Source organism: Sphingobacterium sp. UBA5789 (assembly GCF_002418355.1).
Taxonomy (GTDB): Bacteria; Bacteroidota; Bacteroidia; order Sphingobacteriales; family Sphingobacteriaceae; genus Sphingobacterium.
On record NZ_DIDX01000001.1, the window covers coordinates 1,213,079 to 1,238,294 of the forward strand.

Consider the following 25,216-nt stretch of genomic DNA (forward strand, 5'->3'; position numbering starts at 1 on the left):
ATTCGCTAAATATATTAGATAGGTTTAATTTATTATATTTGTTTAAAGTAAAAACACTACAAATGACGGAATTGAATATAAAAAACATGGTGTGTGACAGATGTATACTTGTGGTCAAGGAAGAACTTAAGAAAATTGGTTTCGAGGCGGAAGAAGTAGGTTTGGGATATGTTAAAATAGGACGTAATCTGGATAGTGAAAGTAAAGCAAAGATTGGTCAGCTCATGAGCAGTTTTGGTTTTGAGTTGCTGGATTCAGATAAAGCCAAGATGATTGAACGGATCAAAAATCTGGTCATAAGTCGTATTCATCATGCGGATGAACTGGATCTCAAAGTAAACTGGTCCACTTTATTGTCCAATCAGCTGAATCATGACTATTCTTTTATCAGTTCGCTGTTTTCATCCGTAGAGAGTATTACTTTAGAACAATACATCATCAGACAGAAAATTGAACGGGTCAAAGAGTTGTTGTTCTATGATGAACTTTCACTTAAAGAGATCGCTTATAAACTGGATTACAGTAGTGTACAGCATCTTTCTACACAGTTTAAAAAAATTACAGGACAGACACCTACAGATTTTAAAATGAAGCGGGCAGATCGTCTGCCACGTCAGGCTATTGATCAGATATAAGCATTCTTATTTTCTTACAAAGGACTTTTCATAAATTTCGATCCATTCCTGTACACTGATTTTCCCGGAAAGTTCACCTATCAGTTCAAAAGGGATTTTATCCATTTTTTTGAACCGAATACAGCCTTTTCCCATATCCGGTTTTGTATTGTACAGAGATGTGTACGCATTCCTGAACCATTCGTTGATCTCGGAGTCTGCATAAAGTCCCATGTGATACACCGCAATAAAATTCTTTTGTGAAGCAATGTTCATAAAGGGAAGAGGTAGTTTCGGAGTACAATGGTAACCGGCGGGATATAGTGTATGAGGTACTACATAACCAATCATATTGTAACTTATTGTCTCTTGAAATCCTTCAGGTATATTTTTCAGAATACTTTCCCGGATTGCTATTATCGGATTTTTCCGATCTTCGGGTACATTTTCAATGTACTCTTCTACAGTGTCTGCTTTGATAATCATATTTTTTAAAATTTAGGTTAGTTAGTCTGTAAGGATTTAATCCCCGAAAGTTTAAATTTATTGTGCTCCCGTTTTAATAAGAGTTGATAAAGGGGAACACTGTTTTGGTTCAGTGAACTTTTGGTGTAAAAGGTTATGTAAAGATCGGCCTCATAATTACGATCCTTTTTAATGGAGATCCGATTTTCTTCTGTCTGATTCCAGGGGATAATATCATACTGCATGAGGTTAGTGAAGAAGATTTTCCGTTTGACACGGGCAGGATCGTAAATGTTTCTTTTTCCGACTGTACATGATTCACATGTTAAAGTTGCGGTAGAGAGTTTTTTTAATGTATTCCGATCTTTTGCATGAATAGCCATATGAATGTTTTTGATGGCCTGCAGTACTTCGGTATGTTCAAACCTGAAACCATCATCTTTTACCTGAGCAAAAGAGCAGGATAGTATTGAAATGCTGAAAATAATCGTTAAAAAGGCTTTATTCATATACCATACTTTAGATCAAAAATAGAATTTAAGATTGATAATCTAATGCCAAAATAAGTTTTTGAAATATATCAGCCAATTATTCAGTCACTTAGCGTGTGGGTGTAAAATAATGTTTGACAAACAATAAAATCGCCGTATATTTGTGCCACACAAAACAAAGGTGATACCTTTTCGGGGTGTAGCGTAGCCCGGTATCGCGCCACATTTGGGATGTGGAGGTCGTAGGTTCGAATCCTGCCACCCCGACTGAAAAGCTCTGACGAAGTCAGGGCTTTTTTTGTTTTCGGCGGGATGAGAACCGTTGGTTCGATCCGCAGGAGGCTCAGGGATTGTGTTTGGGGCGAGAGAGGCTGAGCCAATCCTGCCACCCCGACTTAAGGAGAAAGTAGTTAACTATTTTCTCCTTTTTTTATGTAAATAAAAATCTGTGAAACAGGCCGTTACTATCTGGTCATATGTAGTTCTTTTTACACTTAAAGTTTTATACTTCTATATTAAGGTTATTAAAAAAAAACGTATCGACTTTTGGTTTAGTGCGTTTCTTCAGTAGTTCGAATTCTCATTAAGGTTTTCGATCTTGTTATTTTCTTCGATTTGCTTATTATTTTTTAACAATAAGAGTTTTCTGTTTGAGTTTATATAATAAATTTAGTGAAGTCTGTCTTTTTGGATTCATTTTCAGTTCACTTTGTTTATATATAATTTTAAAAATTGTTAAGCATATTCTTTTTATGCTTGTTTAGTTGTGCTCACTCTGATATAAATGATTGCTGTTTTCATAGTGATAAAACTTTGAATTATCACATTGGTAATTAAGTCCTTTATTGCGATAAGGGAGTAAATTAGGGGTTTATTGCAAATTAAGACTTAATACAGGCTTTAAAATAAGTAACTAAAAGCTTGGTTCTGATAATACAAAAATGTAAGTTTGTCATTGCATAAAGGGTTGCAATCAAACCCATATCGCAATCAGTTACTAAAATAATGGCAGAACAATACAAATATTTAGACTCTTTTATTGATGAACAAAGGGCAAACGGCAAGTATAGCTTTACTACCGAAGGTTTGAATAGCCAATTAGGAGTATCTGAAAATGCTCTAAAGAAAACATTGCAACGGCTTAAAAATCAGGAATCAGTAGTAATGGTTCGCAGAGGGTTTTATGTTATTGTTCCACCTGAATACAGAGTAAAAGGTATTATTCCGACCAGCTTGTATGTAAATGACTTGATGAAGTTTTTAAACCGGGATTATTATGTTGGCCTGTTAAACGCAGCGGCCTATCACGGAGCAGCTCATCAGCAACCTCAAAATTATTCGATCATTACTGAGGGGATTGCTTTAAGACCAATAAAAAACGATAAGGTCGGTATTCATTTTTACATCAAAAAATCCTGGAACAAAGAGGATATATTGAAGAAAAAAGTAGATACCGGATATATCAATATTTCATCACCGGAATTGACTGCTTTGGATTTGGTGAGCTATTATAATGAAGTCGGAGGTTTTAACCGGGTAGCTACTGTAATAGAAGAATTGAAAGAGGTTATACAACCTGAAAAATTACTAGAAACAGCAAAGCAATATGAAGAAATATCAGTAGTTCAACGTTTGGGCTATATATTGGAATGTGTGTTGGACGAAAATGAGTTAAGTAATGCATTGTACCACCATCTCGAATCTATTGGGCATTATCCTGTATTACTCCGACCACAAAAAAAGAAACCTGAAAATATGGTAACAGGCAACAAATGGAAAATTGTGCCTAACGTAGAAATAGAAGCAGATATATGATACCACAGTCGTACATAACAGCGTGGCGAAAGCAGGCTCCTTGGCAGGAAAATTATCAGGTAGAGCAGGATTTGATTATACAGCGAGCCTTGATTGCTTTATTCAGTGATGAATTTATCAAAGAACGTTTGGCATTTCGGGGAGGAACAGCCCTGCATAAATTGTTTTTGTTTCCGGCAGCAAGATATTCGGAAGACATTGATTTGGTACAAGTAAAAGCAGAACCATTCGGAGCAATCATAGACAGAATTCGGGAACAACTTTCTTTTTTAGGCAAGCCTCGTATCAAACAAAAAGAGCACAACAACACCATTGTGTACAGTATTCTTTCGGAAGATGATGTACCCATAAAACTAAAAATAGAAGTTAATACCAGAGAACATTTTTCGGTGTATGGATTACAAGATATTCCTGTAAAGTTGGATTCTGAATGGGATAGCGGAGAAGCTTTAGTTCCGACTTATGGATTGAATGAACTATTGGCAACCAAACTAAGGGCTTTATACCAACGGAAGAAAGGTCGTGATTTATTCGATTTGTGGTACGCCTTGAACAATGCAGAGGTAAATGAAAAAAAGGTCATTGAAGCATTCAAACATTATATGAATGAAGAAGGAAATGAAGTGACACAAAAAGAATTCCTCGAAAATATGGAAAAGAAAATTGAAGATGCTGATTTCATAGGAGACATGAATGGATTGTTGAGAAGTGGGATTGCATATGAAATAAATGATGCATACGAATTGGTGAAAAAAGAAATTTTAGAAAAGATATAACGAGATTATGTTATCACAAGAAATAAAAAATAAGGTTCAATTACTTTGGGACAGACTTTGGGCAGGTGGATTATCTAACCCTATAACAGCGATTGATAATATATCCTATCTGATATTCATGAAACGATTAGAGAGGTTTCATCCTAAAGTTAAAGACGAATATAAATGGAGTAGCTATAACAATTTAGAAGGCTCTGAGCTAAAATCTAAAGTGGATGAGGTGTTTAGATTTATTCAAAACGATTTATCAAAAGAGGACGAACCTTTTGCGATTGAAATGAAAAACGCTCGATTTGGTATAAATACTCCCTCTCTACTAGAAGAGGCGGTGAGGATAATTGACGAAATTTTTTCTTTAGTCGAGGAAGAAGAAAGGCAGCATCAACATTTCCAAGATTTATTAGGAGATGTATATGAATATCTGTTACGTGCAACAAACGAGGCAGGTAAAAACGGGCAATTCAGAACACCTAGACATATTATTCAAATGATGAGTGAATTGGTTGCTCCGAACATTGATATTGAAGACACCAAAATCTGTGATGTAACCAGTGGTAGTTCTGGGTTCCTGGTAGGTGCATATCAATACATTCTCAAACAAAATAGTAAAGTGGTAACTCTTGATGAGGAGAATCAGCTTGAGAAAGGACTTGACGGTAAAAAACTAACAGCAAAGAAGAAAAAACAATTAAAGGAGAATACCTTTTATGGCTTCGATATTGATGCCACTATGGTTCGGATTGGTATGATGAATATGATGATGCACGGTATAGAAAAGCCTCATATCATTAATTTGAATACCATCTCTGATGAATACGAGGAAAACTACTACAAGTTTAAGAGAAAAAACTTTACACCTGAACAAATTTTAAAAGGAGAAGACGCAAATTACCGTGAAAAATTATTCCCGACTTTAGGGAAAGAAGAATTTTCATATATCCTTGCTAATCCCCCTTTTGCGGCTAAAGTCAATAGTAAATCAATAAGCAAAAACCTGAATCGTATTTATGAGATAAAAGAAGGGAAAACACAATCATTACAAACAGAACTTTTATTCTTGGAACGTATTGTGTATATGCTTAAGAAAAATGGAAGAGCTGCGGTAATTATTCCTGAAGGAGTTCTGTTCAATTCGGGAAAAGCATATAAAGCTGCTCGGGAAATATTATTAAAAGATTGCTATTTAGAAGCTGTAGTGTCATTACCTAGTGGAGTATTCAACCCTTATACAGGAGTAAAAACATCGATACTTTTGTTTACTAAAAAACAGTTTGCTTCTAACAACTATCATACTAAAAAGGTATGGTTTTACGGAATGGACTCTGATGGTTATACCTTAGACAATAGCCGAAGAAAAATAAAGAATGATTTTCCGCTACCGGAAACCGTTAAACAATATAAAACTAAAGACGAAAAAAGTAATCCGCAGAAAGATCGTAAACAGAAGCATTTTTATGTCCCTGTAAGTGAAATTGAAGAGAATGGATTTGAATTAAATTACAATTTATACAAGGAGTTTGTTTTTGAGGAACAAGATTATGAACCCCCACATAAGTTAATAGAAAAACTGATGGAATTGGAAACTGAAATTAACGAAGGAATTCATATACTAAATAAGTCATTTAATGAAAATAGTATTAAATAAGGTTTTAACACCTATTTCCGGAGATTGGGGTGTAGATGACTTAGAAGGTAATGGGGTTAATGTGATTCGTACTGCAAATTTTAGAAATGATGGCAAAATAGATTATAATAATATAGTCAAAAGGTTATTTCAGAAAAAGACTATTGATGAAAATGGTAGAGAAAGGTATGTCTTAGACTCTGAAAAAATTGCTGAGAAAAAACTATTGAATAATGATATTATAATTGAAAAGTCTGGAGGAGGACCAGAAACCCCTGTTGGTAGAGTTGTTTATTTTGAAAATCCGGGAAAAGAGGTTTATATGGCGAACAACTTTACGCAAGTTCTAAGAGCTAACCCTGACAAGGTAATTCCAAAATATCTTTTTTATTATTTAAGATATCTTTATTTAAAAGGTGTGGTATACAAGTATCAAAATCAAACAACTGGTTTAGCTAATTTAAAATTAGAAAAATATTTAAAGGAAGAGATTCTCATACCTGACTTTGACAAACAAAATATCGTAGTCACACAATTAAATATTATTCAACATAATATTGACCTTAGAAAATCTAGCATTGAAATTTTATCGAATCTAATACACTCGGTTTATTTCAAAATGTTCGGAGACCCTGTAAATAATCAGAAAGGGTTCCCTCGAAAAAAGTTATCCCAAGTTACTCCAAAAGACAAAATAATTACATATGGAATTGTCCAAGCAGGGCCCCACATTGATGATGGCATACCATATATTAGAACGGGAGACATTAAAAACGGAAAAATTGTAAGCAAAAACTTATTACGTACAACACCTGAAATTGCAAAAAAACACGATAGGTCAAAGTGTATTGAGGGAGATATAATTGTCAGTATACGAGCAACTGTTGGGCAATCTGCAGTTATACCTAAAGATCTAGATGGTGCAAATTTAACCCAAGGAACTGCAAGAATTAGTCCTAACACAACTGTTATCAACCCAAATTATCTATTTGTCACTTTACAAAGCGAAGGATTTCAATTTCTTATCAATAAGTATGTAAAAGGCTCAACTTTCAAAGAAATTACATTGGAGAAATTAAGGAATATAGAAATTCCTGTTCCTAAAGATCTTAATTTACAAAATCGGTTTAGTCAAATTTATGAATCGATTCAAGATGTAGAGAGTAAAGTAAAACAATCATTAGAAATATTACAGCAATTGTTTCAGGTAATTCTTCAAAATGCTTTTAAACCGGATGTTGGGATAGATGAAGAACCTATTTTTAAGGATTTGATTAAGAAGTTTACTGTTCAGGATTTGAAAGGTAATAAACAAAGATTGCAGTACTTAATAAATCTATTTGAACAACAAAATTTTGATGAGTTTAAAGACTTTACAGAAACAAGAAAAATCTTGTTCGAGCTAATGGACGAAGAAGAAATCATTCAAACTTTTGGAACTGATAATAAAGTGAAATTACAGGTAAAATGAAATTAGTCCGATTAACCATATTAGAAAAGTTCCGAAGCCTTGATGAAATAAAAACAGATCAAGGTAAGGAGAATTTTACCGTTATTTTTAGAGATGATGAGCCAAATGAAGAATGGGTAAACTTTCACCCTTATTGTTTCGCAGGGTTAAACGGAAGTGGAAAATCTAATGTGTTAGAAGCATTATCAAACATTTTCTATCAACTGGAATGTTGCACGCTAGCTCCGGAGACTTCAGAATTTCTGAAAAATGATTTTAAAAAGGAGGTATCTACTCCTGTAGCTTACGAATTAGAATATTTCATTATTCCTCGTGAGGCAGAGAAAGAAGTAGAAAACTATCATAACGTAATTATCAGGAAAGAGAAAGGTGAAATTCCTCAAATAAAAATAAAAGCATTAGATCAATCTGACGAACCTAAATATATAGATATTTCAGGTTCAATACGGAGCTATTTACCGGAATTGGTTATTGGTTATTCTTCAGGTGAAAATGAAATATTAAGCCTCCCATTTATAAAATCCAGACTGTTACAATTAGATGAATATATTTATCATTTACGTAATAGAGAAAAGCTTGTCTTGGATTATAAGATAGAAGAAAAGCCCGAAAGTAGTTTAGTTTATATGGATTATCATATGAGCCAGGCGATTCTTTTGGCTAATTTTCTTTTACAAAATGAAGATACAATTGAACCCATTAAGGAGCAATTAGGTATTGACAAACTTCACAGTTTCCGATTGGTAATAAACAACCATAAATTATACTATGACAGAGAGGACCCAGAATTGGGATATTTATTACCATTGGTTGAAGAAACATTGGAGAAATTGCGTAAATGCGCTACTGTAAAATTTACTAAACCTGCTGATGATGAAAGAGGATACGAATACGAAGTATTGGATTTTTACTTTGATGAGAATAATCAAACAAAAGAAAGTGCTTTAAAATCTGCATTTAAGAAACATTTTGAATCACCATTACAGCTATTTAAAGCTTTTCAGGTTCTTACTTTACTCAATTTACGAGTAGTTGATAAAGAGCTTAAAAACGAGGTATACAACTCCGATAGCTTGTACGCAATGTACAAAATACCTTCCTTCAAAGAGCAAGAGCATATTTTTCACTTCAATTTATTCCGGTTAAAAAAGAAAAACTCGGATGATAAAATGCTTTTAAAAGCATTTTCTGATGGTGAACATCAGTTTTTACATACTATGGGAATATGCTTGTTATTGGGGGATAAAAGTACTCTGATGTTATTAGATGAGCCTGAAACGCATTTTAATCCTGAGTGGCGTTCGGAATTTATAAGTTTATTGAAAGATTGCCTAAACAAAAGTGGTACAAATCATCTAATGCGTGATATCCTAATCACATCACATTCACCATTTATTATTTCGGATTGTTTTCCTGATAAGGTAATTGTATTTGATAAAGGATATCAACCGCAAAACGCCCAAGATTTGGATATAGACACTTTCGGGACATCTGTTAATATTTTGACGAATAAAATATTTAAACGAAAGAATACGATTGGAGAATATTCACTTAAAAAACTCAACACATATAGAGAAAGGTTTTTAAAGACTGATAATGTAGAAGAGTTGATTGAAGAGTTAAATTCTGAACTTGGAGATTCAATAGAGAAAGTTCTGTTAATAAAAGAAATGACGGATATAATTAAGAAAAGATGATAAGACCGTATAAACATATCAATTCTAAGTTTCACAAGATCCAATCTTTTGTGAATCACTTATTTTTAGATGTGATATTCCGTGCCCCATATATTCCTCAAGCGGTATTCGATACATCATTAATTCTTCTAAAATACAAGCCATTAATAGATGAAGTTAATGACGAATATTTACTCAATCCAATAAAGGAATGTTTCGCAATTTGTAAAGACGTTTCTAAAAAGGATTTAAAAACTTTAAAACGAGGAGTGCATCAGAACAATAAAATCAGGCTATTGTGCAATGGTGATTTGACTCCGTTAGAATATGCTGATATTGACTTAATAAGTGAGGATTTAAGTAAACAAATAAAAATATTTTTTGACAAATTATACGATGAAGCTGTGAATAAAGCAGTATTCTATCATAGATACGGAAAGATTGAAGACTATTATAAAAGTCTTGTTGGTAAATCAAGGACTTGCAGATGCTGTGGTATAAATAAAGTTTTAATTAAGTTCCACTCTAAAAGAAGTGCACTAGATCATTATTTACCGCGAAATCATTTTCCATTTACGTCTATAAATACAAACAACCTATTGCCGATTTGTGATACCTGTAATAGTAAATACAAATTAGCAGAAAATACCATTTTTGAAATAATAAAACGTAGTAATAGGATTGTTTCTAAAATTAGAAAACAAGCTTTTTTTCCATTTAGCAAAATTACCCCATATCCAAGAATTGATGTAGAAATCACACTTAACAAAGCTCTTTCTCAAGATATGGAACCTAGCGATATGAACGTTAATTTGGGAAGTGCAGGATATGAAGAACGCATAGATACTTGGAATAGACTTTTTGGAATAAAGGAAAATTATCTTGCAGAATGTTGCTCTGAAGAAATGTATATGTATTATGAGGAGCAGTATGTGGCAGATTTGAATTTTGGAAAGACTCACAATGAATACATAGAAGCTTTGGAGCGTAATAGATTAGGAGATATGAATTTCTTAAAGTCAGCGTTTTTAAATGGGGTTAACAATTATGCATAATGACCATAGTTATGGTTTTTTCTTAGGGCTTTGCAGAAGAATTACTAGCGAAACAAGTTTGGTAACTTAAGATTTTATTCCTAAATTGCATATGCTTATTGGCAAGCTCGCTCGCTCGTGCAAAGATTTCATCAGCCAATAGTCTAATAATGCAAACCAACCTGCTTATTATTCGAACAAGATTACGAACGCAAAGAATAAGGATAGTAAAGCTGGTACAAAAGGAATGTATTATGAGAACTATTGAGTACTTCAAACTCCAAGCGAAAAATCTTTACAAAGATTTTAAGACCCAAAAAATTTATTTCGACGCTTCGTTATGCGACAACCTCTTTGAATATTCGCCAGAGTTTTTTGATGTAGATGCACTGGTTACAGACTTCGATATCGACGAAAACCATTTTACACTAATGAACTGTCAGCATATCATTGCGCAATTGGCTGGATTTAGGAAATGGACAGAAATGTTAAAAGTGTCTCCCTACGCTCTGGACTTGTCAAAATTATTATTTGACAATATGCATAAAATTAGTGCTATAGAGTGGGATATGTATATCTCGGGCGAGGAAAAAGAGAAAGGTTTTTTATTTGACGACGAATTTAAATTGGACATTTTCAAAAAAATCTTTGACGAGGTAGATGGCCATCAAAGTAATGGCTGGGATTACCGTTTGACTAAAAAAGAAAAGCTGTCGAAGGAAACCTCAAAGATGAAACCAGACAAACGCAAAATTACTGTTCAAATTTTTGAGCTACCGTTGTCTGAATCAGATCGTATAGAATTTATTGACGTAGCAAACAAGAAATTCGAAAACATATTGGAAAGAATAGAACATACACATCCCAAATTATTGCTTAAATTATGGAATCCTAAAGAATATATTGACGAAGTTTTAAAACCAGATATGTTGCCTATCGATCGGGACTACGCACTTTCTTTGGTGGAGTCGTTTTTAATCCACTATGTTATTGGTTTGGCCGCAGAAGCTGATGAACAAGCCTTAAATCTCAATTAAAATTAAAAGTGCAAAATTGTACGAAAGTTCGAACCATCGGTAATTGTAAATTTTATCGATACGTTTCTTTTTTTGAAGTTTTAATATATCTAATTGTATCTCATGGTTTTAAAACTCTTTTTCTGACACTAGTTCCTTCAAATCTTCCAAAAAATGGTTCGAAAATTGTCCCGGGAGGCCGACTAAAAAGCTCTGACGAAAGTCAGGGCTTTTTTTGTTTTCGGCAGGATGAGAACCGTTGGTTCGATCCGCAGGAGGCTCAGGGATTGTGTTTGGGGCGAGAGAGGCTGAGCCAATCCTGCCACCCCGACTGAAAAGCTCTGACGAAAGTCAGGGCTTTTTTTGTTTTCAGCGGGGTGAGAACCGTTGGTTCGATATGAAAGCGGATCTTATAGAATTCTTAAGAGATCAGGGGTAAGCCTGTAATAAACAGTTGAATTCTTATAATGCTTACTCTTGGATTTCTGAATGAGATATAACTTTTGAGCTTTAGTGTTAAAAAGTTAATTTGTGGAGTCTTAAAGTATTTCCCATTTTTAAGGAATTAAATCAACTTGTATGATTAATGAACTTTTCGAATGTAAAATTTTAAGAGCTAGCAGGACCAGATTATTGCAATTGATAGAAACAGTTGATTACGAAATACTATTCAAAATTCCGGAAGGTTTTAACAATAATATAATTTGGCAAATTGGTCATTGTATTACTTCTCAGCAGAGGCATATGTATATGCGTAGCGGATTACCCATGTATATTTCTAAAGAATTTATGGAATCCTTCAAAATCGGATCGTCTCCAGGTTCCTGGCAAACTATTCCAGATATTAATGAGGTAAAGCATTTATTGATTGAAACAGTTAACCACCTCGAATCGGATCTAGAATCCGGATTATTTGTAAACTATGAACCCTTTGATTTACCGATCGGAATTCACGTGAAAAATCATTTCGAAGCATTACAAGCTGCTAACTATCATGAAGCCGAGCATAGTGGAAAGATTTTTATGTATTTGAAGTTATTAGTCAAAGACTGAGGCAGGTCAATGAATAAGCACATTCAATACTTATTAAAGTAAGTGCTATGAGCAAGTAGTAAAAGATAAGTCATGCCCACAAAAACGCTTTATCAATTCAAAAAATATCTATCGTAACGTTTATTCTGATTTTCAGGTTTACTCTAGTTTTATGAGCTATATTATGGAGTCCTGCCAAGGAAATTTTGAGTATTTATAACATTGCTTAATTACCTATTAATGACCCATACCTTTTTTACATTACTGAAGCAATTTATACACAAGTTTGTCCATATAGGGATTTATCCCGAAATGCCTTATATAGAATCCCGGTATACTAAGCTACTGAACGTCCTTAACTGGCTGGGACTATGTTTTATGCTGGGGTATGCTATACTCAACCTGACTAATGAACGCTATTTTCTCGCCGTATTAAATGTGTTCAATATGGCAGATGCTGCGGCTGTATTGGTCTTGCACCGACTAAGAATGTACCTGAGTGCACGACTGGTAATGGTTGGATGCAGAATCGTAATCTATACGATCTCCGGACTGTATTTTCATAATGGTGCGGAGTACTTTTTATTAACGTTGCTGATTACTACTATTATAATCTTTGAGCATAAGTGGATCAGGATATTTTTGTGTTCTCTTATTACGCTGTCCTGTATAAGTGTTGTATTATTTCCTCAGCCTCCGTTACTGGGATTACCTGTTATGGAGGAACAGGCAATTGTTAATATGTTGGTGGCCATTGCATTGATTATCGGTACAGTGACTTTTTTCAAAAGTATTCAATACGGCTATCAAAAAGAAGTTGAAAAGCAACGGCAGGCTCTGGTTGAATTAAACCGGGATAAACAACGTATGTTTTCTATACTTGCGCATGATATCCGAAGTCCGATAGCGACACTCGAAAACTTATTGCAGATATTTTATGAGAACTTACTGACACGTTCCGAACAGATGAAAACTACACAACTGTTAAAGGATCAGGTCACACAATTGGGAATCACTATGGATGACCTCTTAAACTGGAGCGCCCGCGGGATGCAGGGCATTCAGACTGTCAAAACACCATTTCTTCTTTATCCTGTATTGATGGAATTGTTTCTTTTTTTTGATCTGATCATTAAACAAAAGCAGCTTGAAGTAGAGTTACATATGGATCAAGAATTGATATTGTCTGCAGACCGGGATCAGATTACTGTTGTGATGAGAAATCTGTTGAGTAATGCATGCAAGTTCAGTCATATCGGCGGGCAAATACGAATAGCGGCCACAAAAAAGGACAGCAGGAGAGAAGTAATCATTGAGGATAAAGGTGTGGGGATGGATGAAAGTAGTATCAACAGGCTTTTCACTTCTTCAAATATCTCTACTCAGGGAACTGCAGGTGAGAAAGGATATGGATTGGGTTTGATGCTATGTGCCGAATTTGTACGTTTGAATGAAGGCAACATTACAGTAAAAAGCAGATTTGGAGAAGGTTCTATCTTTACTATTAGCCTGCCTGAATAAGGAAGCCTTTTTATAATTGTATTATTAATAACGCCCAAAAATGAAAATACAAAGTTTAGAAAATACAGATCCTGAGCAACTTCTGCAGGTTATTAATATGGCCTTTTCAGATTATATTGTGCCTTTTCAACTTAATTTGGATCAGCTAAAGTTTAAGATTTTTACAGAAGGAATCCGTATGGATTTATCTTTTGGAGTTTACTCTTCGAAGAGATTAGTTGCTTTTGTATTGCATGGACTTCGCAAGATCGGAGATGAGCTTGTTGCTTACAATGCAGCAACGGGAGTAGTGCCGGATTACAGAGGCAGAGGGTTCGTGGGGGCGATGTATGATAAATTGTTGCCAAAATTAAATGAGCTTGGCGTGAAACAAATGATTCTGGAAGTTATTGAAGGAAACCAATCTGCTATCCGCGTTTATGAAAAATTAGGTTATTCAGTCCATAGAAAACTAGACTGTTTTAGCGGTATCGTACAAACTTCCGATCCGGTTCCGGATATCGAGATAAGAGAAATTAAAGAATTCCAATGGCCGGTTTTCACATCATTCTGGGATATACAGCCTTCATGGCAGAATAGCGTGAGAACTTTAGAGGACAGTATAGATCATTGCCGTATTGTCGGAGCATATCAGCAGAATGCATTAGCAGGTTATGTTGTTTTTAATCCTGTCAGCCGAAGGATTCAGCAGATATCGGTAGCTCCGAACTATCGCCGGCAAGGAATTGCGACGAGTATGATATCCTATGTGTCTGCTACTCTTTCAAAACAGGAGCTGTTTATTAATAATGTTGATCATACTTCAAAAGCGACATTATTATTTATAAAAAGTCTTGGACTTTCCTTTAAACTTGCACAATTTGAAATGTTGAGAATGCTGTAAACCAGTTGTAGTCAAAATAGCAGCATTCCATATTAGTTTTTGTGAAAAAGATGCTGTAAATTATATCGGAATTCTTAAATAGCATAAAAGGATCAGATCAACAAGGCGGAAACGATAAAAAAATAAATACGATGGTACTAAAATTGATTTATGGATGTTTTCATTTCTAAATACGATATGAAAACTTTGATACCCATACTGACAACACTGTTTTTGCTTGTTTTCTGTAAACAGGATGCGATATCATCGATCACGCATATGCACACAGAGAATAACCGGAATTATGATAAAATTCGCAGTATTAAGGATTCGGTTGAAATTTATCATGACTCTTTATATTTTGAGCTGAAACTAAATTTTACTGAGATATCCGGAGCAGAGTTTCGTGCTTATAAAGATAAATACACGACCAGCTGTGTTATAGATTCAAGCCGTTTTATACAAGGTTCAAATATGTATATAGCCCAGGATTGCAAGGAAATCTGTGAAACATATCTTTGTGAAAACAATACAAATAAGAAATTGCTTCTGCCGTCCAGTTATGATTCAGGAATAGCAATGACTTTACTTTCTCCATCATGTACTCAAATGTTAGTATGCTCTTCTTATGATGGTCCGGATTATAGTAATTACTATGAAAGCAGAACGGAAATTTTTGTTTTCCATATAACGAATGGAATGGGAATAAAAGGAGTAAAACCTGCTTTTAAATACTATTCCAGGAACTGGTCAATTGAAGAATTGACTTGGGTAAATGACCATACAATAGCGTTAAAAATCTATGAAGGAAACCGAAATGATAAGCAGTTTAAATATTTGAAAACACAGTTTCCTAAAGTAAAATAGTTGTATTGCAAAGATGCCCCAGCTGTTGCTGAGGCATCCACTATTTAAAACGCACCACTGAATTGTTTATCTTATTAGCACCTGATAAAAGTAACAGGAAAGCTGTTTAATCAATGAAATCAAATTTGTCTTCAAACATTTTTCCTACAACGGGAATAGGCTTCTTTTGCTCATTGACAGCATTGATGAGACCGAATATCCAAAGGATAAACAGAATAATACCGATGTAGCTTAGAAAACTTAAAGCCGGTACTATAAACACAATGATAGAAAGTGCAACATTGATAACTACTGATAAAATAAAGAATCCAAACCCCTGTTTGAGATGATAACTTACTAAATCACTCTTGGGTTGTAAATCTTTGCTTTTTAAATAAGCAACAATCCATCCGATGATTGTCACATAACTTAAGATAGAAAGTGTCTTTTTGTCCATAATTATTTTATTTATATGCCTAAAAGTATGAACCATTCGGCCGATCTCCTAAGCCGGATTTGTCTTCGGTCACTTTGAATTGGTATTTGTACGGTTTGGTTGTATAAGCGTATGGAGTGATTGATCAATCAGACTTCATTAATTTAAAAAAGGACTCCTTTTTTGCTCTGGATACAGGTACTGTAGTTTTATCTTCCATATAAATCAGACCTTCTCTAGAAAAGCTTGTGATGTAATTGGTGTTGATTAGATGGGATTGATGCACCCTGAAGAATAAGGGTGGTATGAGGATATCCTCATAATTCTTAAGCGGTTTTGAAACAATAATATTTTTGGCACCGGTTAGAAAAAAGGTAGTATAAGATCCTGATGTCTCGCACCGGATAATCTGGTCTATTTTGACAACATGCATAGCTTCCTGTGTTGGCAAAACAATTTTATCAGGGCTCTTTCTGAGGTTTTGCGTTAACTCTGATACCTGACTTTCCTCCAGAAATTTTCCACGAAATTGCGCTATGCGGTCAATAGCAGTTTTTAGATCCTCAGGATCTATAGGTTTTAGCAGGTAATCTATTGCGCTGAATTTAAAAGCACGGATGGCATGTTCCTCATAAGCCGTAGTGAAAATAAGATGAAATGACCGGAATGCTACTTGCTGTAAAACATCAAATCCACTTCCATTTTTAAGCATAATGTCCATAAAGATAAGGTCAGGTTTAAGTCTGTCAATCAACCTTACTGCTTCCTCAGCACTTTCGGCATAACCTACAATCTGCACTTTTGCCGGAGCTGTAATTTCCAGCATTATAGAAAGAGCTTCCCTCAAATGGTATTCATCTTCAATGATAATAGTTCTGTACATATGAATTAATTTATAGGGATTTTTAAAATCACAACACAACCCGGACTGTTATCAGTTGTATCCCTTTCCTCTGTTTGGAATCCGATAAGCGGGTTGTCTTTAAGCATAAGACGGAGACGTTCGTCTGTGATTTGGGAAGACAGTGAACGATGTGCATCTTTCGGCCTTCTATTTCGGGATTCTTTGAGACCTATTCCGTTATCTGTGATTGTGCAGATAAGGATATTATCTTCTTCATTGACATTAAAGGATATAGTTAACAAGCCCTTGCGATCAAGCAAAGGTTTTAGGCCATGTTCTACAGCATTCTCTATAAAAGGCTGGATTAAAAGGGGAGGTAAAAGGATGTCAGTATCTATGTCGTCCTTGCAATGGATCTCATAGTCAAAACTATTGTTAAGCCTCAACTGCTGTAATTCAATATAATTGCGTAATGTCTGAATCTCATCTTCCAGTGTAATGGTTTCCATACGGGATTGTTCCAATATTTGCCTGGTCAGCTTTGCAAATTTTCCCAGGTAGGTCACTGCCATTGTGGGATCATGCTGAAGAATCATACTTTGTATATTGCCCAATGCATTGAAAATGAAATGCGGGTCCATCTGGGAGCGGAGCAATCGTCGTTCAAGAGCTAACTTTTCTGCAAGATTTTCCAGTGTTTCCTTTTCCATAAGCTGCACTTTGAGCGCATTGTTAGCCTGTTGCTGTTGCAGAATGTCCTCTCTGTTCTGATAGTATCGCTGTCTGTAGTAATAAGAGCGGTACATAAAGATGAGTCCAATCAGTAATACAGCTGCGATGGCATAACCGAGGAGCTTATTTTTCTCCTGCAATTTGTTTTCCTGTTCCAATTGCTGTATGCGGGATATTTTCTTCTCAGATTCATACCGGACGTCCGCATTTTGCAACATTTGTTGTGTGGTATGATCGTGTTTCTGACGATTATATTTTGCAAAGAGCTTATCATATTCATAATAAGCTTTATAATTACTTTGTAAAATGGCGACCTCTTTGAGACAACTGTAGAAAGTGGCTAATACATCATTGTCCTTGTAGGGAAGTGTCAGTTGGTAATCAAGACCTTCTTTAAACAGATTTTCGGCATATTGATATTCTCCCTTTTGCATGAAATACTGACCCTTGAGGCCTATTGAGCTGCGGTATATGTTTTTAAGGTCATACTGCTTCGACATGGATGTAGCTTTTTCCAGATTGAAAAGAAAAGCTTCTTCATCTACAGGCTGAGGACCATTCATATATAATACGGCAAGATTGATGTAGGCGACCCCTATATTACTTTTACTTACAATTTTCTCTTCATCTTTCTCTACCAGGCGTATTGTTTCTTTAAAAAATAAAACGGTTTCCGACCATTGGGGTAAATTTCCGGAGCTTACTGCGTCCGAAAGGTAGCTGCCCACAGCCAGACGCGCATATAATATGCTTTCGGGATTTCCGGATTTGATCGCATAACGCAGCGCTTCATCTGCATATTTTTTTACTTTGATCTGCGAACCTGAGGAAAATAGGTATGATATATCTGCTCCGTTACGTGCACACATATCGTAATCCTTAAGTTTTATAAAGAGGTCGTAAGCCTGCAAAAAATAATCTATTGCATTGGATTTATCATCAATATAGGAACGGAGACATGCCATTACCATTGCAGCGTGTGCTTTTGCCCTTTTGTCTGATGTAGTGGCAGCGATATCATAGGAAAGTTCAGCATAATGTGTAAATTCCCTGAGATGTAAAAGACGGCGATGCGTCAGTGCCAGATATGCGTAACATATCGCTTCATCTTCTTTGTTTTTATTTTTCCTGGCCAGTTCCAGAGCTTCCATCTGGATGTTCAGACTTGATGTTGAATCGGTAAACCGCAGAGCATATCCCTCACTTGCCATTTTTTCGATAGAAGACATTTTTTGAGCTTCTGCCGGATTGCTAAGAAAGAGTATAATTACTGTAAAACAAAGGGTAATAACCGGATAAATCCAGTTTTGAAAGGATGGAAAAATATTCAAATAAGTCTTCATCAACATCTTAAAAAGAGGACTAAAGTACCAATTATACAGGTACATGCAAAATATGTCAAATAAGTTTTTTGATAAAAGAAGAGCTTTATTGTACGCTTTTTTGACATTTTAAATGATTCAGATTTCTGTATGCAGGAAGGAAGCTTCCAAATAAAAATCGAAAGCACCCATTTACCAATTAGAGCTTGCTGATTAATGCAGCAATTTTTAATCTTGTTCCACATACATATTTAATAGCAAATCTTATGGATACAAAAAAAATGTTCGGTTTGATAGTAATCCTTTGTTTATGTCTGAGTATGGCACAGGCACAACAGATAGATGAAAGACGTATGAGGATTGAAATGACGGTCAGGCAGGGCAATGAAGAGATCATCGCGCCACTGACTTCGGCAACTATTTCTTTTAACCGGGGTCTGAATGAGACACTTGTTTCCGATTCTCTTTCCAGAGAGGTAACGAGTAAAGAGCATGTTAGACTTTATGATATCGGAATAGCGCTGGACAGACAAAACATTAAATTGCTGAGTGCTTTTATAAAGAATAAAAATGGTCTTAACGGACATATAGTACTTACAGATACCTATAAAAAATTACCTTCCCGTAAGATTGAGTTTACATCTGCCGTTCTGGATGCTTTGAATGATCAGTTTACAAACGATTACAGTTCTGCATATATGAGTATCCGATGCGGAACATTAATTATAGATGGTCTGGATATTAAACCTTAAGTTTTAGCAAATAAAAGAACAGTTTAACATGGAGTTTTTGCCGATTATAGAGAAAGAACAGTTCAAAGGTCACTTAGATAAGGATTGGGATTTTATATACAAGATTCTCGATCCCTATCAGAATGCAATTGATGAAGTGGATGATGAAAATGTAATCCTTGATCAACTGTGTGATGACCAGCATACACTACTGATATATGATGCGCTGTACGGACAGGTGACAAATGGTGGTTTCCTACAACTGATACATAATGGTTATGGGGCATTCGTTTTTGACCCGGTGTTTATTGAAGATCTGGAAAGATGGACTTTGATGGCAACTGCCAGATTATTGAAGGAGGCAAATGTGATTTATCTGAAACATAAAGATTATCTGGAAGAGGAGAGGGATCTTCGGGAATTTTCTACCCTTTGTAAGAGTTTTAAAGAATTTGAACCTTTTGATGATTTATTCTATGAAATGATGGAGGATGAAGTCAGAAGATTTCGAACATACATAGAAAATCATATAACAGACTTTGTCAAAATAGTATAGATAGTCTGGTTTATAACACACATTCTACAGAACTCAACAGCACTATGAAACTTGTAAAATTTAGGGATATCAAACATAAAATGCCAAAGGATAGCTGGATGTATGATCGCAATGAAAAAAATAACGGTGAATTTGATGAGTACGGGGTGTTATTTTTGGAAGGGGATTATGAAGTTGAAAATCTGGACCTTGATGATCCGTTGGTTTCTCTAAACTTTTCTGTCGAATCCGGGGAAAGCAGTCCGGAGGAGGTGATATGTAGTGCTATTCTGGTGGATGGCAACCTGCGGGCAAACAATATTTATAATTATGAGACTGATGGATCTACAGGGTTGTACGTGTTGGGCAATATCCATGCAGAAAATATGCTTATCGGCGGGCAGGAGTTGTATGTGTCAGGTAACCTGAATATTAAAGACTGTTTCTGGGGACATTATAATCACGGGGACCTGATTGTAAAGGGCTATACCTCTGCACGGGTATTTGCAGCTACCGAAGAATATCATTATGATTATAATAAGGTCAGGATTAAGGCGGACTTCTTTCTGTGCGATCATGACTGTGAAGATGATGTCTTTGATCCTGCTATTCCTTATGCAATCTTTGAAAAAGCGATGTTGTATACAGAAAATGATGTGGAAATAGAAGATCTGTTTACCTGGAAAGATTGGATGTCACGTTCCACAGCTATTCGTTTACTGAAAAAGAAACAGCCTATTCTGTTAAGAGATATTGACATTCTTTCTGAAGAAGAAAAGCAGAACCTTATTTTAAGTGGGATTCCCAATGAATTTGGAGAAAGCCATTTTAATGATGAGGAATCATTTGGACTGCAATTGCAAAACTTTGAAAAGCTGTTAGAAATTAGCAGAATGCATAGTAAGGACAATTATCAGTATTATGAATGGAAGAATTATGAGGTTCAGATACATTATGAAAAATTTGAAGAGCATGGACATGTCATGTTTACGCATGATTCAGGTCTGACCTTTTTTATCTGTATCGAAGAGGAAGAAGGGACTGCTTTATCATTGAAGACCTTATTCCGTAAAAATGAGAAGAAGAAGTCTCTAAGCGCTGTTTATCGTAAAGATTCTAATGATTCTTTTTCTAATGTTTTTGAGCAGACTACGGAATCTTTTTATTTAGAAGAGTTGCAGTTGCTCTGGACAGAATTGTTAGAAAGAGCTAAGTGTGGAGCATATTTTTATACTAAGTTCAGAGAAACAGTCAAAGTTGAAAATCTGCTTCAATATTTGAACCTACCTGTTGTGCAGCTTAAATATAATGATTACTGGGATTTAGACAAGAGCTATTTTTGGTATAATTATTACTGTTTTACCCTGAGACTGCATGATGCACGAGGACTTGTAGGCAGTATAGATGTGGCGCAGGAAATAAAAGGAGATGTATTTGATCTGCGTACATTTTATTTCCGTCCTGATACGGTTGTGAGTCCTCAATATTGTGAATTATACTATGCCTCCAGTCAGGAAGGACGGACTTCAGATCGTTATTCAGTTGTGGATAAGCGTATCAAAGTATTTCTGTATGACTGGCAGCTTTATCAGGAAGCATTGCACTGGTATGCTAAAATCGATACGGCGCTATTATATGAAAACCAGAGCTATCTGGAGGATCAGGAATTGTAAAATACTGCAATTTCCATACCCTCTCAGCGGAGTCTGTTCACTATTCACCTTTTTATATTGTTTGTTTATTTTGTAAGATCCTGTTCAACTGTTAACTCCGTATTTATGACAGGTGCTGCTACCAGTTGTTCTTTCTTTACTCTTGAAAGAGGAGCATTTTGCTCTGCTTTAATTTTGAGATAAGGATTATGATACTGATCGTAAAATCTTTTTTTATCGTCCCTGTACGAGCTTACTGCCCCAACCTGATGTAATAATTTGATATAATACCAGGCCAGATCTACCTGATGTGGCTGAAATCCGCTTCTGGCACTTTTAGGAAATAGGTGGTGGTTATTGTGCCATTCTCCTGCAACTATTCCCGGCCAGAGTTGATTGATCGACTTATCATTCTCGCTAAAATCTGTTCCTTCACGTTGCTTATCTTCTCCCTTGGCGTGTCCTTCATAGTTAAATGTACGTACACCGACCGCCCAGAAACCGGCAGCACCAAAAAGGCTGCACGCCAGAGCGTGTCCTCCCATCAGGTAAAAAGCAAGATACCAGAAGGACCAGTTGAGTACCCAGGATAGAACGGCATATCCGGGATTGACATACGATCCCCACTTTTGATATTGTGTATACGTATTCGCTGGCACACCAGTATGTTTCATTAATAATTTTACACGGTTATAGTCCGATTCGCTGAGATCTTTAGCAATAGGCTGATGATTCACATCCGCAAGAAAGCAGTATAGAAAGCCAGCTTGTGCATTATACGGATCGCCGGGCTGATCCGACTTGGCATGATGAACATGATGAGAGATGACATAAATTTCTTCCGGTATAACATTTATAGTAAGATTCTGCGTGAAGAATCTCCAAAAACCATTCTTGAATTTATAAGCTCCATGTGTACAATAGCGGTGATGCCATATCGTACCGTGAGTGCCCATTATGATCATGCTATATACAAATGCAGCAATTAGTGTTCCCCAGCTTAAATAGTTAATCAGAAAAATAAAGAAAAAGGGAATAAGGCAAAATACTTTTAGCCAACTGAAAAAAGGAAGCCAGTTGTGCCGGTCTTTTACAATATTGAGTCTGCTGAAAAATTCTTTGAGAATCTCACCTTTAGTTGGTTTGATAAGATTTCCATTATCGTCTTTCCATCCATAAGATGGACGTTGTAGTACATGATCTAAAAATGACATGGTGTTTTAGATTTAGCTTTAGTTTGATATCAATCACTATGTATTTCGGATCGAATTACAATGATAACATAAAAAAAAGACTAAATGATAACAATTTTTCATGAATAGGGAAGAAGCATCTCTCGTATGTATATAAATACAGGAAATTAACATATAAGTCAACTTCTTGCAGAATATATGTATAAAGTAGGTGTGTGCACCTTAGATAGGATGATGATTTATAAACAGCGGTATTCGAAATGTGAATCCTTTTGCATCAGAAAGTAAAAGGATTTACTAAAATTGCTCTATGAAAATATATAGATATTGTAATGATAACTCTATAGCACAAGTTTAACTATTTCCCGTCAAACTGTTTTTCCATATCCCGAAAAGCCCAGTTGGCCATTTCGTCAATTACCGGAAACAGACCTTTTCCTGCGGCACTCAATCTGTAAGTGACAAAGGGTGGTACTACGGGTTTTGCTTCTCTGATGATAAGTTGGTCAGCTTCTAATTGCTTAAGATGTTGAATCAGCACTTTTTCTGTTATAGCGGGAATAGCTCTTTTCAGTTCACTGTACCGTTTGTCCCCAGTGTGTAAATGATATATAATAATAGGTTTCCAATAACCGCCTATTTTCTCCATTACATAGGTTACAGGACACTGAGACAAAGCATATCGCTTGTTTTCTTGTATAGTTGAACTTTCTTTGATTGCTGTCATATATACATACTTAAGGGTAAGTACTTGTATTTAAGTAAGTGCAAATATAACTTTGTTTAATTAAAAAACGAAATATATGAAAATTACGATTACAGGTTCTTTAGGGAACATAGGAAGATTTTTAACGGAGAGACTTCTTCAGTCCGGACATGATGTAACTGTGGTAAGCCATAGTGAAGACCGTAAACAAGAGATAGAAAAGTTAGGTGCCGTCGCTGCTATAGGATCAATAAATGATGTTTCTTTTCTTCGAAATGCTTTTAAAGATGCAGCTGCAGTTTTTGCAATGACGCCTCCAAATATGGGAGGAAGCCATATTATCAATAATACAGTAGAGGCTGGTAAGGCAATGGCACAAGCCATAAAAGAATCTGCAGTGTCTCGTGTAGTCATGTTAAGCAGTATTGGTGCCGACCTGCCGGATGGAAACGGGCCGATAGCCGCATTACATCATATTGAAAAAGTATATACAGAATTAGAAGGTGTCGCAGTTACTTTCCTGAGGGCTGGTTACTTCTTTACAAATTTTTATAACGATATGCCTTTAATAAAGGCAGCGGGGATTACTGGGGCAAATTATCCAGCCACTACCCATATCCCTTTGGTTCATCCGTTTGATATAGCAATGGCTGCTGCGGAAAAACTGGAGCAACCTTTTACAGGAATGGCTATAGAATATATAGTTAGTGATTTCCGTACCGCAGGCGATGTGGCGAATGTGTTAGGGAATGAAATTAGTAAACCTGAATTGCCTTGGGTAGAGTTTACGGATGAAGAAGCATTGCAGGGTATGGTACAGGCTGGTGTACCTGAAGAGATTGCCGGATTATATGTAGAAATGGGAGCAGGGATACGTGCCGGGAAAATTCAGGAAGATTTCAGAAGTAAGGGTGTAGACCCAACCGGGAAAGTGAAATTAGAAGATTTTGCGAAAGAATTTGCAGGCAGATTTTAAAAGAAATTATCAGTTATGCAGAAAATTCTGTTTTGAAATCAGGAGTCAGGCAATTTGCCTGACTTTTTTTATATAATCATATGATGATCTGTTGTCTTACATCCTGTTTGCTGATTATACCTATTTTCGGTCTCTCTATTGTATAAAATTCTCTCTAAAGTTGTATTTACAATATGTATTTCCTAAATTCATTTTCCTGTTTTAATTCTGTTATTTAATTACAATAATGTATGAGCGATTTTTTAAGCATTAATGGTGTTTCTGTCGAAAGAGATGACATCAGAAATGTTATTTTGGGAGAAGGTAAGATGGCGGCTATTAAATATGTAGCGGATCGTACACAATGTAACCTGAAAGATGCTTATATGGTAGTTACAGAAATAGAACAAGGTGTATCGACTGTAAAAGTTCCTGTTTCAGGGCAGATTATCCAAGAGAAAGCTGTTGCAAAATACGTACACGGCAAAATTCAGGTCACCTATCAGGATAATGATGGTGTAGTTTATGAAAATGTAAACCCTACTCATCCCGTATGGGGAGCTGTAAAAAGGCTGATGCCCGATAATCAGGTATTAATAGATATGGAAGAATTCTATGCTCAGGATGAGTCCGTGATCAAAGCATCTCCCTTTCATAGCTATAATGAAGAAGTATTAGGACACCGTAAACCAAACTTCCTGTTAATTGGTGTAATTGTTCTGTTGTTGGTTCTACTACTTATTTATTTCTATTATAACATGTAAAAGCCATAGTTCGGCAGTCCCGGTCTTCTTAAAATTTCATTTTATACTTCAAGTTATCAGGTAGTTAAGTTTTAATGAATAAAAAGGTTTGGAAGTAATGTGT

The 25,216-nt window shown here is 35.6% G+C and carries 24 protein-coding genes and 1 tRNA gene; 18 read left to right on the forward strand and 7 right to left on the reverse strand.

The genetic code is table 11. The features are described 5' to 3' along the window. Positions 1 to 62 precede the first annotated feature (62 nt). Positions 63 to 635, forward strand: a complete 573-nt coding sequence (locus B4B65_RS05225; protein ID WP_293914013.1) for a helix-turn-helix domain-containing protein — start codon at positions 63 to 65, stop codon at positions 633 to 635. A 6-nt stretch (positions 636 to 641) separates the two neighbouring features. On the opposite strand, the gene B4B65_RS05230 is transcribed toward B4B65_RS05225, so the two are convergent. Further along, complete coding sequence (locus tag B4B65_RS05230; protein ID WP_293914015.1) at positions 642 to 1,100, reverse strand: DUF1801 domain-containing protein; 459 nt, start codon at positions 1,098 to 1,100, stop codon at positions 642 to 644. Positions 1,101 to 1,117: 17 nt separating this feature from the next. Continuing rightward, complete coding sequence (locus B4B65_RS05235; RefSeq protein WP_293914017.1) at positions 1,118 to 1,588, reverse strand: thioredoxin,-like protein; 471 nt, start codon at positions 1,586 to 1,588, stop codon at positions 1,118 to 1,120. Between the two features lie 175 nt (positions 1,589 to 1,763). Between B4B65_RS05235 and B4B65_RS05240 the strand changes: the two genes are divergently transcribed. The 12 genes from B4B65_RS05240 (at position 1,764) to B4B65_RS05295 (ending at position 15,264) form a co-directional block, all read left to right on the forward strand. After that, positions 1,764 to 1,837: transfer RNA gene (locus B4B65_RS05240), tRNA-Pro, on the forward strand. Positions 1,838 to 2,575: 738 nt separating this feature from the next. Continuing rightward, positions 2,576 to 3,385 carry a type IV toxin-antitoxin system AbiEi family antitoxin domain-containing protein gene (locus B4B65_RS05245; protein WP_293914019.1) on the forward strand — a complete coding sequence of 270 codons (810 nt, stop codon included), beginning with the start codon at positions 2,576 to 2,578 and terminating at the stop codon, positions 3,383 to 3,385. Further along, positions 3,382 to 4,161, forward strand: a complete 780-nt coding sequence (locus B4B65_RS05250) for a nucleotidyl transferase AbiEii/AbiGii toxin family protein (RefSeq protein ID WP_293914021.1) — start codon at positions 3,382 to 3,384, stop codon at positions 4,159 to 4,161. The genes B4B65_RS05245 and B4B65_RS05250 overlap by 4 nt, the downstream gene beginning before the upstream one ends. A 7-nt stretch (positions 4,162 to 4,168) precedes the next feature. Further along, positions 4,169 to 5,806 carry an HsdM family class I SAM-dependent methyltransferase gene (locus tag B4B65_RS05255; protein WP_293914023.1) on the forward strand — a complete coding sequence of 546 codons (1,638 nt, stop codon included), beginning with the start codon at positions 4,169 to 4,171 and terminating at the stop codon, positions 5,804 to 5,806. Beyond that, a complete protein-coding gene (locus B4B65_RS05260; RefSeq protein WP_293914024.1) occupies positions 5,787 to 7,256 on the forward strand; it encodes a restriction endonuclease subunit S in 1,470 nt (489 codons plus the stop codon). Before B4B65_RS05255 ends, B4B65_RS05260 begins: the two co-directional genes overlap by 20 nt. Beyond that, positions 7,253 to 8,953 carry a restriction system-associated AAA family ATPase gene (locus B4B65_RS05265; protein ID WP_293914026.1) on the forward strand — a complete coding sequence of 567 codons (1,701 nt, stop codon included), beginning with the start codon at positions 7,253 to 7,255 and terminating at the stop codon, positions 8,951 to 8,953. The genes B4B65_RS05260 and B4B65_RS05265 overlap by 4 nt, the downstream gene beginning before the upstream one ends. 50 nt (positions 8,954 to 9,003) lie before the next feature. Then, the gene (locus tag B4B65_RS05270) at positions 9,004 to 9,987 is read left to right on the forward strand and encodes a hypothetical protein (protein WP_293914028.1); all 984 of its coding nucleotides are present in this window, start codon (positions 9,004 to 9,006) and stop codon (positions 9,985 to 9,987) included. A 233-nt stretch (positions 9,988 to 10,220) separates the two neighbouring features. Then, a complete protein-coding gene (locus tag B4B65_RS05275; RefSeq protein WP_293914030.1) occupies positions 10,221 to 11,003 on the forward strand; it encodes a hypothetical protein in 783 nt (260 codons plus the stop codon). A 558-nt stretch (positions 11,004 to 11,561) separates the two neighbouring features. After that, positions 11,562 to 12,035: a DinB family protein gene (locus B4B65_RS05280; protein ID WP_293914032.1), complete on the forward strand. Its 474-nt coding sequence runs from the start codon at positions 11,562 to 11,564 to the stop codon at positions 12,033 to 12,035. A gap of 219 nt (positions 12,036 to 12,254) precedes the next feature. After that, positions 12,255 to 13,535: a sensor histidine kinase gene (locus tag B4B65_RS05285; RefSeq protein WP_293914034.1), complete on the forward strand. Its 1,281-nt coding sequence runs from the start codon at positions 12,255 to 12,257 to the stop codon at positions 13,533 to 13,535. A 40-nt stretch (positions 13,536 to 13,575) separates the two neighbouring features. Next, positions 13,576 to 14,418 (forward strand): GNAT family N-acetyltransferase, encoded by an 843-nt coding sequence (locus tag B4B65_RS05290; RefSeq protein WP_293914036.1) that lies wholly within the window; start codon positions 13,576 to 13,578, stop codon positions 14,416 to 14,418. 177 nt (positions 14,419 to 14,595) lie between these two features. Next, positions 14,596 to 15,264, forward strand: a complete 669-nt coding sequence (locus B4B65_RS05295; RefSeq protein WP_293914038.1) for a hypothetical protein — start codon at positions 14,596 to 14,598, stop codon at positions 15,262 to 15,264. A gap of 106 nt (positions 15,265 to 15,370) precedes the next feature. Here the strand turns inward: B4B65_RS05295 and B4B65_RS05300 are convergent, their stop codons facing one another. From B4B65_RS05300 to B4B65_RS05310, 3 genes are all read right to left on the reverse strand, one after another. Next, positions 15,371 to 15,700, reverse strand: coding sequence for a DUF4870 domain-containing protein (locus tag B4B65_RS05300; RefSeq protein WP_293914040.1), 330 nt, complete (start codon positions 15,698 to 15,700; stop codon positions 15,371 to 15,373). A 124-nt stretch (positions 15,701 to 15,824) separates the two neighbouring features. Continuing rightward, positions 15,825 to 16,562: a LytR/AlgR family response regulator transcription factor gene (locus B4B65_RS05305; RefSeq protein ID WP_293914042.1), complete on the reverse strand. Its 738-nt coding sequence runs from the start codon at positions 16,560 to 16,562 to the stop codon at positions 15,825 to 15,827. 5 nt (positions 16,563 to 16,567) lie between these two features. Beyond that, entirely contained in the window at positions 16,568 to 18,484 is a 1,917-nt protein-coding gene (locus tag B4B65_RS05310) for a sensor histidine kinase (protein ID WP_293914044.1), read from the reverse strand. Positions 18,485 to 18,843: 359 nt separating this feature from the next. On the opposite strand from B4B65_RS05310, the gene B4B65_RS05315 reads away from it, so the two are divergent. Genes B4B65_RS05315 through B4B65_RS05325 form a run of 3 tightly spaced genes read left to right on the forward strand, consistent with a single transcriptional unit; the run spans position 18,844 to position 21,516 of the window. Beyond that, the gene (locus B4B65_RS05315; protein ID WP_293914046.1) at positions 18,844 to 19,329 is read left to right on the forward strand and encodes a hypothetical protein; all 486 of its coding nucleotides are present in this window, start codon (positions 18,844 to 18,846) and stop codon (positions 19,327 to 19,329) included. A 28-nt stretch (positions 19,330 to 19,357) separates the two neighbouring features. Continuing rightward, positions 19,358 to 19,864, forward strand: a complete 507-nt coding sequence (locus B4B65_RS05320) for a DMP19 family protein (protein ID WP_293914048.1) — start codon at positions 19,358 to 19,360, stop codon at positions 19,862 to 19,864. 44 nt (positions 19,865 to 19,908) lie between these two features. Continuing rightward, entirely contained in the window at positions 19,909 to 21,516 is a 1,608-nt protein-coding gene (locus B4B65_RS05325; RefSeq protein WP_293914050.1) for a hypothetical protein, read from the forward strand. A 65-nt stretch (positions 21,517 to 21,581) separates the two neighbouring features. Here B4B65_RS05325 and B4B65_RS05330 read toward each other — a convergent pair whose 3' ends face one another. Both B4B65_RS05330 and B4B65_RS05335 read right to left on the reverse strand, forming a co-directional pair. After that, positions 21,582 to 22,709 (reverse strand): fatty acid desaturase, encoded by a 1,128-nt coding sequence (locus B4B65_RS05330; RefSeq protein ID WP_293914052.1) that lies wholly within the window; start codon positions 22,707 to 22,709, stop codon positions 21,582 to 21,584. Between the two features lie 337 nt (positions 22,710 to 23,046). Then, positions 23,047 to 23,415 (reverse strand): winged helix-turn-helix transcriptional regulator, encoded by a 369-nt coding sequence (locus B4B65_RS05335; RefSeq protein WP_293914054.1) that lies wholly within the window; start codon positions 23,413 to 23,415, stop codon positions 23,047 to 23,049. Between the two features lie 76 nt (positions 23,416 to 23,491). Here B4B65_RS05335 and B4B65_RS05340 point away from each other — a divergent pair, with 76 nt between their 5' ends. Further along, positions 23,492 to 24,370 (forward strand): NmrA family NAD(P)-binding protein, encoded by an 879-nt coding sequence (locus B4B65_RS05340; RefSeq protein ID WP_293914056.1) that lies wholly within the window; start codon positions 23,492 to 23,494, stop codon positions 24,368 to 24,370. A 230-nt stretch (positions 24,371 to 24,600) separates the two neighbouring features. Beyond that, entirely contained in the window at positions 24,601 to 25,113 is a 513-nt protein-coding gene (locus B4B65_RS05345) for a hypothetical protein (RefSeq protein ID WP_293914058.1), read from the forward strand. The last annotated feature ends 103 nt before the right edge of the window (positions 25,114 to 25,216 follow it).